14 protein-coding genes and 1 pseudogene are annotated in these 15,070 nt (G+C 69.1%); 9 read left to right on the forward strand and 6 right to left on the reverse strand.

What is annotated here, in order from left to right; all coding sequences use genetic code 11:
• Nucleotides 1-37 precede the first annotated feature (37 nt).
• The 6 genes from IEY93_RS25260 (at nt 38) to IEY93_RS38595 (ending at nt 7,196) form a co-directional block, all read left to right on the forward strand.
• A complete protein-coding gene (locus tag IEY93_RS25260) occupies nt 38-523 on the forward strand; it encodes a MarR family winged helix-turn-helix transcriptional regulator (RefSeq protein WP_189165597.1) in 486 nt (161 codons plus the stop codon).
• A gap of 172 nt (nt 524-695) precedes the next feature.
• Nucleotides 696-1,343 carry a nitroreductase gene (locus IEY93_RS25265; protein ID WP_229691454.1) on the forward strand — a complete coding sequence of 216 codons (648 nt, stop codon included), beginning with the start codon at nt 696-698 and terminating at the stop codon, nt 1,341-1,343.
• Between the two features lie 340 nt (nt 1,344-1,683).
• Nucleotides 1,684-2,622, forward strand: coding sequence for an aldo/keto reductase (locus tag IEY93_RS25270; RefSeq protein WP_229691455.1), 939 nt, complete (start codon nt 1,684-1,686; stop codon nt 2,620-2,622).
• 58 nt (nt 2,623-2,680) lie between these two features.
• On the forward strand, nt 2,681-4,009 hold the full coding sequence (locus IEY93_RS25275; protein ID WP_189165599.1) for an SWIM zinc finger family protein: 1,329 nt from the start codon (nt 2,681-2,683) through the stop codon (nt 4,007-4,009).
• On the forward strand, nt 4,006-5,007 hold the full coding sequence (locus tag IEY93_RS38590) for a serine/threonine-protein kinase (protein ID WP_229691456.1): 1,002 nt from the start codon (nt 4,006-4,008) through the stop codon (nt 5,005-5,007). The genes IEY93_RS25275 and IEY93_RS38590 overlap by 4 nt, the downstream gene beginning before the upstream one ends.
• A gap of 944 nt (nt 5,008-5,951) precedes the next feature.
• Entirely contained in the window at nt 5,952-7,196 is a 1,245-nt protein-coding gene (locus IEY93_RS38595) for a DUF7824 domain-containing protein (RefSeq protein ID WP_229691465.1), read from the forward strand.
• A gap of 285 nt (nt 7,197-7,481) precedes the next feature.
• Here IEY93_RS38595 and IEY93_RS25285 read toward each other — a convergent pair whose 3' ends face one another.
• The 3 genes from IEY93_RS25285 to IEY93_RS25295 all read right to left on the reverse strand — a co-directional run bounded on the left by IEY93_RS25285 (nt 7,482) and on the right by IEY93_RS25295 (nt 10,756).
• Nucleotides 7,482-8,822: an aspartyl protease family protein gene (locus IEY93_RS25285; protein ID WP_189165601.1), complete on the reverse strand. Its 1,341-nt coding sequence runs from the start codon at nt 8,820-8,822 to the stop codon at nt 7,482-7,484.
• A 610-nt stretch (nt 8,823-9,432) separates the two neighbouring features.
• A complete protein-coding gene (locus tag IEY93_RS25290) occupies nt 9,433-9,858 on the reverse strand; it encodes a methyltransferase family protein (RefSeq protein ID WP_229691457.1) in 426 nt (141 codons plus the stop codon).
• Nucleotides 9,859-10,081: 223 nt separating this feature from the next.
• Nucleotides 10,082-10,756, reverse strand: coding sequence for an alpha/beta fold hydrolase (locus IEY93_RS25295; RefSeq protein ID WP_189165603.1), 675 nt, complete (start codon nt 10,754-10,756; stop codon nt 10,082-10,084).
• 46 nt (nt 10,757-10,802) lie between these two features.
• Here IEY93_RS25295 and IEY93_RS25300 point away from each other — a divergent pair, with 46 nt between their 5' ends.
• A complete protein-coding gene (locus IEY93_RS25300; protein WP_189165640.1) occupies nt 10,803-11,450 on the forward strand; it encodes a winged helix-turn-helix transcriptional regulator in 648 nt (215 codons plus the stop codon).
• 272 nt (nt 11,451-11,722) lie between these two features.
• Here IEY93_RS25300 and IEY93_RS25305 read toward each other — a convergent pair whose 3' ends face one another.
• Nucleotides 11,723-12,580 carry an NsdA family TPR-like regulatory protein gene (locus IEY93_RS25305; RefSeq protein ID WP_189165604.1) on the reverse strand — a complete coding sequence of 286 codons (858 nt, stop codon included), beginning with the start codon at nt 12,578-12,580 and terminating at the stop codon, nt 11,723-11,725.
• A gap of 76 nt (nt 12,581-12,656) precedes the next feature.
• A complete protein-coding gene (locus tag IEY93_RS25310) occupies nt 12,657-12,962 on the reverse strand; it encodes a helix-turn-helix domain-containing protein (protein ID WP_189165605.1) in 306 nt (101 codons plus the stop codon).
• Nucleotides 12,963-13,440: 478 nt separating this feature from the next.
• Here IEY93_RS25310 and IEY93_RS25315 point away from each other — a divergent pair.
• Nucleotides 13,441-13,767: pseudogene (locus IEY93_RS25315) on the forward strand (ATP-binding protein); the annotation flags it as partial.
• A gap of 149 nt (nt 13,768-13,916) precedes the next feature.
• On the opposite strand, the gene IEY93_RS39975 reads toward IEY93_RS25315, so the two are convergent.
• The gene (locus IEY93_RS39975) at nt 13,917-14,363 is read right to left on the reverse strand and encodes a helix-turn-helix domain-containing protein (protein WP_506344923.1); all 447 of its coding nucleotides are present in this window, start codon (nt 14,361-14,363) and stop codon (nt 13,917-13,919) included.
• A 405-nt stretch (nt 14,364-14,768) separates the two neighbouring features.
• Between IEY93_RS39975 and IEY93_RS25320 the strand changes: the two genes are divergently transcribed.
• A complete protein-coding gene (locus IEY93_RS25320; RefSeq protein WP_189165607.1) occupies nt 14,769-15,011 on the forward strand; it encodes a hypothetical protein in 243 nt (80 codons plus the stop codon).
• Nucleotides 15,012-15,070: the final 59 nt, after the last annotated feature.

A 15,070-nucleotide genomic window follows, 5' to 3' on the forward strand; every position in this document is an offset into this window, starting at 1 on the left:
CCGTATCGAACGAACGTATTCCCGGTAGTATTCCTCCATGGTCCCCGACAAGCCTCAAGGTCCCACCGCCTCGCGTGCCACCGGCCGTCCCGGCGACACATCGCCGTTCGCCTTCGGCCTGCTGCTGCGCAGGGCGCACTGGCGGGCCGCCGCCGCGATCGGGGAGACGCTCCGGCCGCTCGGCATCGAGTTGCGGCATTTCGCCGTCCTGCTGGAACTGGTCGACCGTGGCCCTACCCTGCAGCGGGACCTGGTGACGGCGACCGGCTCCGACAAGGCGGGCATCATGCGCGTGGTGGACGACCTGGAGCGCATGGGGCTGGCCGTACGCAAGACCGTTCCGGGGGACCGGCGGGTGCGCGCGGTCGAGATCACTCCCCAGGGCCTCGAACTCTTCGACGCGGCCCACGTGGCCGCGCAGCCGCTGACCGAACGCCTGGTCACCGAACTGAGCCCCGACGAGGCACGGCAACTGAAAGACCTGCTGACCCGATTCGCCTACCCGGCCGGCGACCAGCCCTGAACGCTCAACATCGCTGACCGCAAGGCCGGACCTCCCGGTGCTGTCCGTCCTCAACTCCGACAAGGGGGCCTTCTTTCCTCAACTCGTATCGAATGATACAGTATCAAGTGTTACGAAGTCCTGGACGCCGTCGAGTAGGGGGAGGCAGGCGATCATGGACGTGTATCAAGCGGTGACAAGCAGACGAGCGGTACGCCGGTTCACCGACCGGGAGGTCCCCAGGGAGGTGCTGGAGCGCGTACTGTCCGCCGCGGCCTGGGCGCCGTCCGGGTCGAACATGCAGCCGTGGAACACCTACGTACTGACCGGCAGCCGGCTGGCCGAGCTCAAGAAGCGCGCCATCGAGCGCGCGGCGAGCAGCGACCCCAGCGACGAGCGGCAGTTCGAGATCTACCCGCCGGCGCTGAAGTCCCCGTACATCGACCGCCGACTGGCCTTCGGCCGGAGCCGCTACGGCGCACTCGGCATCCTGCGCGAGGACACCGCGGCGCGCCGCAAGGTCGCCCTCGCCAACTGGGACTGCTTCGGCGCGCCCGCCGCCCTGTTCTGCTACATCGACCGGGACATGTGCCGGCCCCAGTGGGCCGACGTCGGCATGTACCTGCAGACCATCATGCTGCTGCTCCGCGCCGAAGGGCTGCACAGCTGCCCGCAGGTGGCCTGGTCGATGTACCACCGGACCGTGGCGGAGGTGCTGTCACCCCCGCCGGGGCTCGTCCTGTTCTGCGGCATGTCGATCGGCTACGAGGACACCACGGTGCCCGAGCCCCGCACCGGCAGAGCACCCCTCAGCGAAACGGTCACGTTCATTGAAGACTGACGGGAGCTACCGGGCCGGCCTCTCGGGCGGACTCGGTGCCGGTGGCCGCTGGTGAGTGAGCACTCTCGTCGACCGGACCCTGGACTTCTACGGTCAGACCGTGCCCGCACCGTTGGTCAGGGCCTTGATCGCTGATGCATGTCGTGCTCCCAGAGGGTCTGGGGGAGAACCGACCCTTGGCAGCCGGGATCGCTCGACGCGCCCCCTAGTCGGCCGACCCCACATCCGCAGAAAACGCAATCCGGGTCGCACTACGTCGGAGCCCTGCTACGCGGCTCCTGCGGCGACCTTCCGCTTCCCAACATCCACCACAACCAGCGAAATGGCCGACAGGAGAGAGATGACCGGCAGGGAAGAGATCATCCACAGTGCAGGAACGACCGGCGAGGGAGGGATGACCGGCCGGGAAGAGACGACCGGTGGGGGAGAGGCGAGCAACCGGTTCCGGCTCGGCGGCGACCGAACGATCGACCGGCTCGGCTTCGGCGCCATGCGCCTGCCCCAGAGCCGCCCGGGCGGACCGGCCCGCGACCCCGAGTCGAGCCGCGCCGTACTGCGCCGCGCCGTCGAGCTCGGCGTCGACCACATCGACACCGCCGCGTTCTACCGCAGCGAGGACGGCTCGGTACACGCCAACACCCTGATCCGCGAGGCCCTGGCCCCGTACCCCGACGACCTGGTCATCGCCACCAAGGTCGGCCCGGTCTTCGGCCCCGGCGGTCCCCGCCAGGGTACGGCCGCCGACATCCGGCCCCAGGTAGAGGCCAACCTGGAAAGCCTGGGCGTGGACCACCTCGACCTGGTCTACCTGCGCATCGGCGCGGCCCAGCCCCCGCACGGCGCCTCGCTCGCCGACCGCTTCGAGGCGCTCGCCGCGCTCCGCGAGGAGGGCCTGATCCGCCACCTGGGCATCAGCAACGTCGACGTCGATCACCTCGCCGAGGCCCGGACGATCGCCCCCGTCGCGGCCGTCCAGAACAACTTCCACATCGCCAACCGCGACGAGACCGCCGTCCTGGACGCCTGCCGGCAGGCCGGCATCGCGTTCGTCCCGTTCTTCCCCCTCGGCGGCGGCCGAGCCGACCTCACCGACCCCGCCCTGCTCAAGGTCGCCGACCGCCACGCCGCCACCGTCCCCCAGATAGCCCTGGCCTGGCTCCTGACCCTCTCCCCGACAACCCTCGCCATCCCCGGCACCGGCTCCATCCCCCACCTGGAAGAGAACCTCGCCGCCCGCAAGATCACCCTCACCGACGAGGACCTCGCCGACCTGGCCTAGAGGCGCAAGACCCAGCACGCGCCGCGGTTTGTCGGTGGCGGGATTTACTGTCCCGGCCATGACTTCTGCGACGCAGGCGTACACCTACGCCGCGCCCTCCTCCCTTGTCGATGGTCGTCTCGGGCTGGCGACCTCTGGCGGGCGGGCCCTGTCCGGGCCGGCCGTGGCGCCCCGGTTCTTCAGCGGCGTGGTGACCCAGGCGGCCCCCGCCGCGGCGGCCCTGCTCGGCGTCGCCGATGTGGCGCTGGCCCGCTACCACCAGCCGCAGCAGCGGCCCGGCTGGGTGCGCGACCCGGTGGTGACGTGCAACGGAGACCGGCTGCGGTTCGAGTCGTTCTCGGCCTGCGGCGGGGTGTACGCCCGGCTCGACCTGCTGAGCGGCGCGCTCGACGGCGAGGTGTTCGACCGGGGCACCACCAACGTCGACGTGAACGCGCCGCTCCGCGAGGCGCTGGCACGCATCGGCGCACGCGACCCGTTGCACCTGGGCGTGGGCCTCGACGAGCTGGTCGTGACCACGATGGACGGCGCGGTGGTGGAGAAGAAGGTGCCGCTACCCGAGCGCTGGCTCCGCGGATTCGCCGAAGTGCAGGTCATGGCCTCGGGCATGGACCAGCGCGGCGAACTGACCGGCATGGCGGCCGTACGGTTCCTGCGCGGGCTGCCCAAGAAGGGCACGGTCTGGGTGGCGCAGTCGGGGCGTGACCTGAAGATCTCCGACAGCCGGCTTCCGGGCTCGGTCCAGCTCGCCGGCCCCCATCGGATCGGCACCCTGCTGCCGCTGCTCCGGTTCGCGAAGTCCCTCCGGGTGTACGGCCCGGCCGACGCCGCCTCCAGCGCCTGGGAGTTGGAGCTTCCCGGCATGCGCTACACCCTCACCCTCTCGCCCGAGCGCTGGCGCGGCTTCTCCGGCGAGGGCGCGGTGCTCGACGACCTGGCCACCGACGAGGCCGAGAACGACGCCGACGTCGTGGGCATGCTGCTCAACTTCGAGCCCGAGGTCGAGATCGGCCTGCTCGCCGACCGGGCGGGCATCCCCGCCGACCGGGTACGGGCCGCGCTGACCCAGCTCGGCGTCGCCGGCCGGGTCGGCTACGACCTGGCCGAGGCCGCGCACTTCCACCGCGAGCTGCCCTACGACAAGGACAACGTCATCCTGCTCAACCCGCGGCTGGCCAAGGCGCGCAAGCTCGTCGACGCGGGCGCCGTCCACCTCGAAGGCGAGTCGGCCACTGTCCACACATCGGGCGGCGCGCGCCGGGTGTCGCTCGCCGACGGCTCCTGCACGTGCGAGTGGTGGTGGGACCATCGCGGCTCCCGCGGACCGTGCAAACACGTGCTGGCCGCCCGCATCGTCGCCCGCGCCGCCGTGGAGGTCTCCCGATGACCCTCTGGACCGAGATCAGCGACCTGATCACCCGCAACCAGCTCGCCCACCTGGCCGACCGGCTGGTCACGCTCACCGAGGAGGAGCGTGCCGAGCTGGGCGGGCAGCTGCCCGGCCTGGTCAAGGAGCTGCGCCGCGTCCGCACCGAGGAGGTGCGCGCTGAGTATCCCGACGACGTCGAGGACATGGTCTTCTGGGAGGTGGGCGACCTGCTCGACGAACTGGCCGGCGGGCTGCTGCTGACCGGTGTCGGCGTCATCACCGGCCCGGCGGCCGCGGTGACCTGGATGACCAGCCGCGACGTCAACCGTCGCTGGGCCGAGGAGATCGACGTTGCTCGGGTGTGCCGGGTGGCGGCCACCCGCCCCCTGGAGTGGCGTCGGGACGTCGCGGTCCGGCTCGCCCAGCGGATACGCCGTCCCGCCGACCGCATCGCGCCGCTGGCCGTGGCCCTGCTGCGCGCGTCCGGCGCCGTGCCACCCGACCACGACCCGCTGGTGGCCGCCTGGCTGGACGCGCCGAGCGTGGCCGGCGACCCGCTGACCCCCGTACTGCTGCCTCGGATCTTCACCGCCGACGGCGCGGGCCGCGCCCTCCGCGATGAGCGGCTGGACCCCCGGCCGACCCGCTGGCTGGCCGCCGCCGCCCGCGAGCTGCCCAGAGATCAGGTGCTGGACGGTTGCGTGAGCCGTTTCCTGCGCGGCGGCGAGGCGCAGGACCTGCGGTTCTTCGTCCGGCTGCACACGTTCCTCGACCCCACGCCCGCCGAGTCCGCTCCTCGCCTGCGCGACTACCTGCGGCTACTGCCTTCGGCCCCGGGCACGGTCGCGAGCTGGCCGCCGCGCAGGTGCGCCGGGCGATGCCACTCGACCACGCTGACCTGGTCGAGGCGGTCGACGCGCTCACCTTCCGGGACGAGGCCAAGCTCGCCGCCATCGGCCTGCGCTGGCTCGACCAGGCGATCAAGGCCACGCCCGAGACGGCCGCCGACTTCGTGACCGCGCTGACCACGGCGTACGCGCACAAGTCCTTCGACGTGCGCAACCGCGCGGCCGAGCTGACCCTGAAGTACGCCGACCTGCTCACCGGCCACGCCGAGGCGATCCTCGACGAAGCCCGCCACCTCCCCGCCCACCTGGCCGCGAAGCTGGCCGAGCGGTTCGGCGGGGAGACCCCGGTCGAAGACGCGCCGCCACAGAAGGAGTTCCCGCCGCTCCCCGAACTCCCCGAGGCGCGACGGTTCCCCGAGCCGTCGATCACCCCGAACTACCAGGAGCGCTGGGTCGGCCAGGAACGCTGGCTCGCGGCCTTCGTCGCCGGCATCGCCGACGACCGGACGGAACTACGCCGCAAGCTCAAGCCGCATGTCGAGCAGGACCACGGCCACTGGCGATCCAGGGACGTGCGCGTCAACCCCGCCGACTGGCAGGCGGTGCTGGCCGCCGAACTCGTCACCCCCGGCAGCGTGCCGGAGGTGCCCCCGATCGCCCCGGAGAAGTTCTGGGACGGCGCGAACCACTCCCTACGAGTACGCGCTCTCACCCGTGGCGAGGAATCCGGCCCGGAGCAGCCCTGGGGATTCGCGATCGGCGGCGTCTACCGGCCTGGCCGCTACCTCGACGACGACGCCCCGATGCGCGCCTTCTTCATCACCTGGACCAGCGACGACGGCCCCGGCGCGGCGGTGGCCCACGAGGGCGACCAGCAGATTCCCTTCGCCCAAGGCCGCATCCACCTGAACGGCGCTCCCACCGACCTCGAGCAACCGCGGCACCACGATGCCGCGGGATGGATGCGCGGACTGCCGGACAGGCCCCATCCGGTGCGGACGAGGCCCGGCATCCTGTACGACGACTCCGTGGAGGCGATGCCGTCCTTCATCCTCGAAGACGCCTACGAGCGCATGGCCGAACTCGGCGTCGTCCCCGCGCGGATCGCGGCGATGCGCGCGGGAAAGCAGGTGCCCCCACCGAACCCGGACGAGCCGCTCGTTGAGGTGACCGTCCTCTTCGTCCCGCCCCGACTGCGTTCCTTCGTCCCCGAGGAACTGCCCGAGCACGACGAGTGGCGACGGCGCAACCACCTGCCCCACCTCCATCGCGTCTCCCCACTGCACGACTTCCTCCTGCACCGCTACGCCGAACTCGCCGAGGCCCTCCGCAACGACACTCTGCCGCCGGTGCTGCTGGCCACGCCGACCTGGATGAGCGGCCACCTCGACCCCGACGTACTGGTCGACCGCCTGGAGACCAGCGCCGCCGCCGGCGTGGAACCACTCCCGGCCGACCTGGCACAGGCACTGCTGCGCTTGCCCCGGGGCTCCCACCCCGCCGCGGCCGACCGGGCCGCCAAAGTCGAATCAGACGCGGCACGCTCGGCCGCCCGCTGGCTCGCCGGTGACGGCATGGCCGACCCCGAGTGCGGCCACGTGTGGCGCCACATGGTCGGCGCGTCCATGGTCGACTTCGGCGATGGTGAACCGGAGCACTTCACCGAGGTCAGACTGCAGCCCGTGCTACGAGTGACGGCTCCGACCGGCCATCGGCTGATCGACGAGGTGCTGCTGCGCCAGCCGTCCGACTGGACGGCCGACGAGTCCGGCGGCACGCTCAGCGCATGGCCCGCCATGCTGCCCTCGCACCGCGAGGTCGTGGCCGTCAACTTCCTGCCCTTCCTGCTCCGCGGCCACTGGGGCACGTGGACGGCTCCGGCGGAGCTGAACAGCCTGGAGATCGCCCAAGGCCCGCTGGGCGAGTCCACCGCGGTGATCGTCGCCTTCCTCCTGGCCGGCGGCGTCCCCGGCACGATCCCGGTGATCCTTGCAATGGCCGCCAGAGGCGACCTCCCCGCCGAGGCGATCGGCCGCCAACTCGCCCTGGTGCTACGCCGCACAAGGCGCGAGACCCGCCCCGCCATCGCCGCCCTCACCGAACTGGCCGAAGCCGGCGCCCACCACGAGGTCTGGCGCATCCTCCGCACCCTGCTCCCCGAAATCCTGCCGCGCGAGGGCCAGCGCATCACCGCAACCCACGCCGACCTCGTAGCCTTCGCCACCGACGTGGCCCACTGGACAGGCGCCCGCGGCGAGATCCCGATAATCGCCGACTTCGCCAAGAGCCGCCGAACCATCCGCTTCACCCACGAATGCAAACGCCTCCACACCCACCTCACCGCTCCCACGCCCTGACCTCCGTCGACACCCCCACCCAGACCAGGACGCTCATATCCAGCGTGTTCGGTCGTGGGGTCATCGTGCGCTTCTTGGGCCGGGTGAGGTTCCTGGACACGGCCGAGGGCAGGCACCTTTCCGCGGAGCCTGCCCTCGGCCGTCACCCCAAAGACGATCGGCGGGAGCGTCGATACGACATCGGCGGCCACGACTTGCCTCAGACGACCAGCCGGAGGCCCGGATTCGCCCGTACCAGTCAGCAAGGCGCAGGTTGCTCGAATGACGCCCGTGCGGTCGCTGTGATCAGGCGGACTGGCCGCGGGCGATGTAGAGGCTCATGTCGGTGAAGTCGAGGGTGATGGTGCAGGGCTTGTGGAAGCTGTGGAAGAAGGAGGCCGGCACGTCGAACCCGTTGGGGGCGAGCGGCGCGTTGGGGGGCGTGAAGCAGTAGATGCCGTTGGCGGCGACGTCGCCGAGGCGCATCTCATTCGGGTAGCAGGGGTAGGCGACGGTCGGGTGGCTGCCGGCGAAGGTCTCGACCGGGCGGTCGCGGTCGATGCGGACCTGCAACTGCTTGGCCGTTTCCGCGTTGACGATCCCGGCGACCTCGCTCTCTCCACCGAAGAGCACGCCCACCACCCCGGTGCCGGAGCCGGCGCCGCCGGCGATGCTACCCCTGGTGTGCAGCGCGTGCTCGCGGGCCAGCCACATCGGCAAGGGCTTGGTGCCCGCCCCTGCGGCGGCCGCGCGCGCCTTCCTGGCCGTCTCGGGGGTCCGGCGGCGCAGGATCAGCTGCCGGCCCGCGTAGTCGAAGGTGGTCAGCAAGTGGTAGAAGACCCACATGCCGATCATGCCGTCGCTGTCGGTGTCGACATCTTCGCCCGAATCCGTCGTCGACCAGCTCACGGGGACGTTTCGCAGTTCGATGCCGCCCAGCTTGATCGACTCCAGCGCCCCGTAGTGCACCCACACGGTGCCGTTCAGGAAATCGATTTTCTCACTGACGACGGGGCTCAGCCCGGCCTCCTTGGCCACCGACCCCGTCACCTGCAGATTGGGAGCGCCGGTGTAGAACGTGAAGGTCTTCGCCGGCCCGCCGTTGACCGAGACTCCCTCCACCAGCGGTATCGGGTCCATCTGCTTCCACTTCAGCTGTGCGGTGTCGCCGTGGACCTGATACGCCTCGCCAGAGAACGACGCGAACCATTTGGCGTAGCTGTCCTCTTCGGCGACTCGCCAATGGGGTGCGGAGAGGGAAAGCTTGTCCTGCCGGATGTAGCAGTCGGCCAGCAGCCGGTTGGCATCCCTGTCGTCGGGCGCCAGCGTGACAGCCAGCTTGAGATATCTCTCGGCATCGGTGAACTGGTTGGCCAGTAGCCCGACATAGCCACGCCGGGTGGCCGCGTGCAGGTTCTTGGGGTCTTTTTTCAGGATCTCCTCGTACGCGCGGCCGGCCTGTTCGAACTTGCCGGCCTTGAACAGCGCGTCAGCATCGTCGCCACCGGCTGACGCCGTGGCGGTCCCGCTCAGCGACGGCGCGGCCGTGGCAGTCCCGGCCAGCAGCGGCGCGGCCGTGGCGGCACCGGCCAGCACGGCGGCGCCCCGCAGCAGCGAACGCCGGTCCCATTGTCTGTCCTCAGGCATGGCCTTCTCCCTTTCGTGGTCGCCTTCACCGGACCTTTCTGTCCGGCGGGCCGGTCACGGCCGGGTTTCGCCGCACGCTCGCCACCTCGGCCGCCGACCCCCACCCACTGTCGGCCAGCCGTGTCCCCGCCCCGTCCGCGCAGTGTCATGACCGTGTCACGGCCGCAACCGACGCGGGCAGCCCCGTTCCGGTCGCTCCAGCACCTACCGGCCTGGGCCGACCGCCGCCGCACCTTCGAGCGCGTTGCGGCCTCGCTGCGCCCGGGGGACGCTTCGCCTGGAAGGCCGTCGCCTTCGACCAGCACATCGCCGTACGTCTCGACGGCGAGCGCCAGCCGACACCCGTACCGAACACCACCCGCTTCGCCGTGGGCGGCGACCGCATCGACATCGTCCTCGACGACGGCTCGACATCGTCCTCCTGGTGGGCGACGAAGAACGAGTGGCTCGGCCTGATCGACGTCGCGGGCCTCGAACTGGCAGCGCTGTACGGCGGCTTCTCCCACGAACCTTCCACCGAGGACAGTCGCGAATACGCGTTCATCACCCGCCGACCTCCCGCGCCTGGGGCCTGTCCAAGAAAACCACCCTGTACAGGCCCCTTGAACGGTCACCCGCTGGATGTTTTGGCCCATGGACGCAGCCGGGGCCACCAGCCGGGTACGGCCGCGCGATATTCCTCGTACTCGGCGCCGAAGCTCCTGCGCAGGGCCGGCTCCTCGTATAGCCGCACGAAGCAGAAGACCGCGACGAACGTGATGGCGGCGTACCAGAGCAGCCCGGACCGCGCGAGCAGGAGCCCTTGGCCGACGATGGCCGCGAGTACTCCCACGTACATCGGGTTGCGGACATACCGGTACAGCCCGCCGACCACCAGGTGCTCGGGAGGTGCGACGGGCGCGGGAGTCCCGAACCCTTCGGTCACGAAGCGGACGAAGGCGTCGACCAGCACGGCGCCTCCCACCAGGATGAGCACGACCCCGGTCACTCGAAGCGGGACGGCGGCCCACGAGAGTCCGTCGGGCAGGTCCGCCATCCGCCAGCGAGTGACCCACCACGGCCCGAACCCAGCCACACCGCCCGGCGCCAGGGCAAAGAACACCGCACTCCCGACGGCCGCAGGCGTCCTGCGCATGTCCCACCACGCCCCTTCGCAGATAACTCATCAGATGATGAATAATCATCTCGAGCTTACCCCGCGGACGATCAGCCGGCGAGGGGTGATCCACTTTCGGAGGACGGCGATAGCGAGATGGACGTCACCGGTCCAGAGCGTCGGCCAGTTCTTCGGGTCGGCTGAGCGCGACGAGATGACCCCCGGGCAGGGTCTCGGGAGTGATGCCGAGGCGCTGCTGGGCGACGCGGGTCTGGAACTCGACCGGGAACAGCCGGTCCGCAACGCTGCTCAGGACCACGGTGGGCACATCGGGCCAGGCGTCCAGCGGCCATGGCTGCTCGAACGGCGTACCCGACTGCGGTGGCTCATTGGTCGCCATCGCCTCCTTGACGATGTGCTCGGGCACGTCGTGGAAGAAGTACACCAACGGGTCGAACGGCTCATCGGACGGACGACCCTCACGGAGATCACATTCGCGACGGGCCTGGTCCTGACCGGTGTTGGTCCACCATTCGCCTCCGGTCTCACCGGGTGCCGGAATCATCGCATTGACGAGGACCAGCCGTGAGACCGGCAGCCGATCGCAGACCAGCGGGGCGGTCAGGCCGCCCATCGACTGGCCCACGACCACCAGGTCGCCACGCCGGCCCGCCGCCTCGATCACCGTGTCCGCGTACTCCGACAGGCCCGCGCTGTCGTCCGCCGCGGGCAGGTCGACCACGATCGCTTCGTGGCCGCGCCGCTCCAGCTCGGGGACGAGCCGATGCCAGTACCAGGCGGCGCCGCCGGCGCCGGGGATGAGGATGTACGTCGCCATGGTGCGAAGTTAGCACCAATCGGTGTCAAACCAATACTATAAATGGGTGACGCGCGCATATGACGATCCCTGCGGCCTTGCCCGGGCACTCAACCTGGTCGGCGACCGATGGGCGTTGCTGATCGTCCGTGAGCTGCTGCTGGGGCCGAAACGCTTCACCCAACTGCGGCGCGGCCTTCCCGGAGCGAGTCAGAGCATGCTCACCGCCCGACTCGCCGAACTGGAAGAGGCCCAGGTCGTACGGCGGCGCAGGCTGGGCCCGCCGGCGAGCACATGGGCGTACGAACTGACCGAATGGGGTCGCGAGCTCCAGCCCGCCCTGGTGCCGCTGGCCAGGTGGGGCAGTCGAAGTCCGCTGACCTCGTCGGCCGAGCTGAGCGTCGACGCGCTGGCCCTCGCCCTGACGACCACCTTCGACCCGGCCGCGGCGGGTGATCTGGAGGTTCGGTGTCAACTCCGCCTCGACGGTGACACCCTCCTGCTCACCATCTACGACGGAAAAATGGATGTGACGCGCGCTGATGCGTCCGACGCGGACATGGTGATCGAAACCAGCGCCGTGGGGCTCCGCGCGCTCACCTTCGGCGGCGCGTCTCTCGATGCCGTCGACGCCACCATCCAAGGCGACCGCGAAACCGTGGCCCGGCTCCTGCGACTCTTCAAACGCCCAACGCCGATCACCACACTGGACTGAACACGTCCAGCGGAAGTAGCCACGTGCCCGGTTGCTCGTCAGATGCTGTGAGCACGCACGCGCCGACGGCGGATGGTCGGGGGCGGGGTCGGGCCCCGGTAGAACCGGAAGGCAGAGGAAGGCGCGCCGTGCAGGCTTCGAACCGGAGTAAGCGCCTCGGCTTCGTCGTACGCAGTTCACCCTCTGGGAGCCGTCTGCGCCTCAAGCCCGGAAATCCACCTGTGGCGATCTGGGGAGGTGCTACGCCTGATCGCGACAGACCCGCGTGCCGGTTACGCGGCCAGCTTGTGGTCGTACAGTTGGGCGAACTCTGAGGAGTCTCCGGCCGCGTGGCGGAGTGGAGCCAGTTCCTCCAGCGTCCTGCGTGAGCCGTTCACCCTGGCTAGTAGTTCCATTCCCTCCGCCAGGGCGTCGGCGGTCTCTCCTGAGGCGAGCAGCGCGTTCGCCAGGCATGAGCGGTAGTAGAGACGGTTTCGTTCCCCGAGCGCCGGATCGGTGAGCAGGCGTTGGAAGTGGTCGACGGCGATCAGTGGTCTGCCGAGGACCATCGTGGTTAGCCCTTCGAAGTAGGTGAGCACGTTGGGGGTCAGGAAGCCGGTCCATTCGGGGTCGTCGTCGTGGCTGCCGCGTTCGAGCTCCCGCCAGGCCGTCGCGATCGCCTGGCGGCAGGGTAGCTGCTCGCCCAGCGTCGCCTGAGTGGTGGCCTCCCGGATCCCCAGCAGCGCGTACACCCGAGGCGTTGCCCATCCGCGCGCCGCGTCCCTGCCCACCGCGACCATCCGCAACGCCTCACGCGCCCGGCCGGGATTACACCGCGCGTCCCGCACGGCCTGCATGGCCAGGTAGGACGCGGCGTTCACCCGAAGTTGCTCATCACTCGCCTGGCCCGAATACAGGTACGCCTCGCTGTACAACCGCCGGGCAGCGTCCTGATGCCCGGAGTCGTAGGCGAGCCATCCCGCGCAAAGGCACAGCTCCCCGGCCATGGACAACAGCCGGTGCCCCACCGATTCGGTGTAGTCGGCCTCGTCGAGCATCCGCCGCACGCGGGCGAGCTGGCGAAGCGCGGGACCGAACAGAATGCCACCGCCGACCTGCTGGTCCTGGACCCAGTCGTCGCCTCCAGGCACTTGAGATGCGCCACGTCGACCTTGCCTGGAATGTCCGCCGAGCCCAAGCCCATGCCTACGGCGAGACCACCGGCCACTACACCGGCGAAATGCCGCCGATCCATCTCCATATCAGCATTGGTGCCCGCGAAGTCGGCGCTCGCCACACGGGCTTGCCCATGATCAATGGCAGCAGGGCGTGGCGGGGCATGTCGATGGCGTCGGCGAACCGGACCAGTTCCCGGATGTCGTACAGGGTGCCGCGTTCGCCGTGTTCGATGCGGTTGACGGTGCTCTGTGACCAGCCGACCAGGCTCGCCAGCTCCAGCTGGCTCAGCCCCATGGCCGCGCGGACCAGCGCGACGAACGCCGGCAGGTCACCGCAGGCCAGTACCTTGCGCATCGGCTCCGAGTCCCATAGCCACGCCGGGTTCGCGGGACGGGCACCCCGGCTCACCCGCAGACACGGCGCACACGCCGGGTCACGGCTGTACCAGCTCAACCTGGCCCTCCGGCACCCCGGACACAGCCGCCCACTCATCGGCCACCCCTCCACCGCCGTCCCAGGCAGGTCACCGTACGGCGGCCCCACCACATCCGCCATGCCAACCTGGCATAACCGACTGTGTTGTGTCGATGACTTTCCGAGGTTGGGCTTCGGCTCCCGCTATCCGACGCTGGCAGCCGCCCGCGACAGCGGCTCCACAGCCCGGCAGAGGGGATCGACATGCAGCAACGCGTCACCCATGTCTTCACCGTGATCTCGACCGTCGACCAGGTACCGGTGGCCAGGCACGAGACGGTCAAGACGCTCGCCACCTGGGGGATCGACGAGGAGAACGCGTACACCGCGAGCCTGATCGTCACCGAACTGGGTCGCCAACGTCGCCGAGCACGCCGCGGCCCACTCGCCCATAGCGACCGTGCTGCTCGCCGCCGACGCCTACTGGCTCACCATCGCCGTACACGACACGCACCCGCGACTGCCCCGCATACCGGCGATCCCGCACGACGACGGCGGCCGAGGACTGCTCATGGTCATGCTGCTGACCGAGGAGTCCGGTGGCCGACACACCATCGAACCGACACCCGAGGGCGGCAAACACATCGTCGTCCACCTACCGCGCCCTATCGTTGCAACAGACCCGCTTGAACCTGGTGGCGCGGCGGCAGAGAGGCGGATCGAAACTCACTATCCCGGACGGTGAGCCGACCCAGCACCCCCCAGTAGGGGTATTCACTAAGTGACAAGTTCCCCCAGTACGAGGAACCGTCCCCTGGGCGTGACGATGAACGGCGTGCCGTAGGCGTAGAGGAGGAACTCATCCTCTCCACCTCCTGCTCGGGGAGGGGCACCCTACCGTGAGTCAGTCTGACGTGCGACTGTCGACCTCCTAGAGAGGCGTTTTGCTTGTCTCTCTCGGAACGCTGCTTCCCACTGACGATGGAACTCGTCCGGATCGCCACCGAGCTGCACGATCAGCCGTTGGAGAGGCTGCCAGCTGGGGAGGTGTCGTCCCGAAAGGATGCTGTACGCAGTTGAGCGGGCCATGCCGGCCTGCTCCGCGTAACGACTTAGCTTCCAGACTGGCGCTCTCTGCTGAAGAGTCCGCAGTGCGATGACGAGTCCCATGTGAGCAGGGCTAAGGCTGTCATCTGGATTCTTTTGGCCGCTATCGGATTCTTCTGGACGATCGTCGCGCTCCTCGTCTACCGCGTCTTCCCATAAAACAAGCACCTGACGCATCGACTCCTCGCCACCAAGAGCCTTCCCTAGGGCTTCCGTGACCGCACGGCTTGGCATATTTGGGCCGGTCAGAGCCTTGTAGACGGTCTGATGCGAGTAGTTGATTTGTGAGCCCAACGTTGACACGGGTGGGTCCCCGTGACGCAGTACAAGATCTTGAAGGAAGAGGAAAAAGTCGAGACGCTTCCCTGGCGGCAAGGAAGGGCGTCGAAGAGGTTTCTTTGCCACAGCGCATCACCTGCCGTTTTGTCCTGGTTTGCGTAGTGCTGTCCGCATCTATCAGTACGGTATCAACTGGATGTCTACTCTTTGTCACGTTGCAATTGCTATGGCTACCTGCGGTTCTAGTGTCTGAGAGAGTAGACGTCCAATAGACAACACGAAGACCCGCACGTGATGGCCGGATCGGCTCGCAACCATGACCGGCATCTCGCACGGGTCTTCTGAGACACGAGGAGAACTATGGCGGCTCCCAGTCCCGATTCCATCATGCCCGATGACCGCTCGCAGGTGGAAGTTTCTGAGCTCTCCACGAACGCGGCACCCGACCGGTACGGGCGGGCGGGTGACTTGATCGCGTTGGTGCTGATACTGGCCGCACCGCTGACCTTGGTGCTCTTCGGCAAGGCCAGTGTGGCGATGGTCATCGCCGTCGCCGAATTCGTCGCCATCGTGCTTCGAGCCTGGTGGCGCGGCCACAAGTAGCTAGCGCTGTTACGGCTCGCCGAACTTCCCCAGGTCTGCTCTCTGAAATTCCCCAGGTG

Origin of the sequence: Sphaerisporangium melleum, assembly GCF_014646695.1 — a bacterium.
Classification (GTDB): Bacteria; Actinomycetota; Actinomycetes; order Streptosporangiales; family Streptosporangiaceae; genus Sphaerisporangium; species Sphaerisporangium melleum.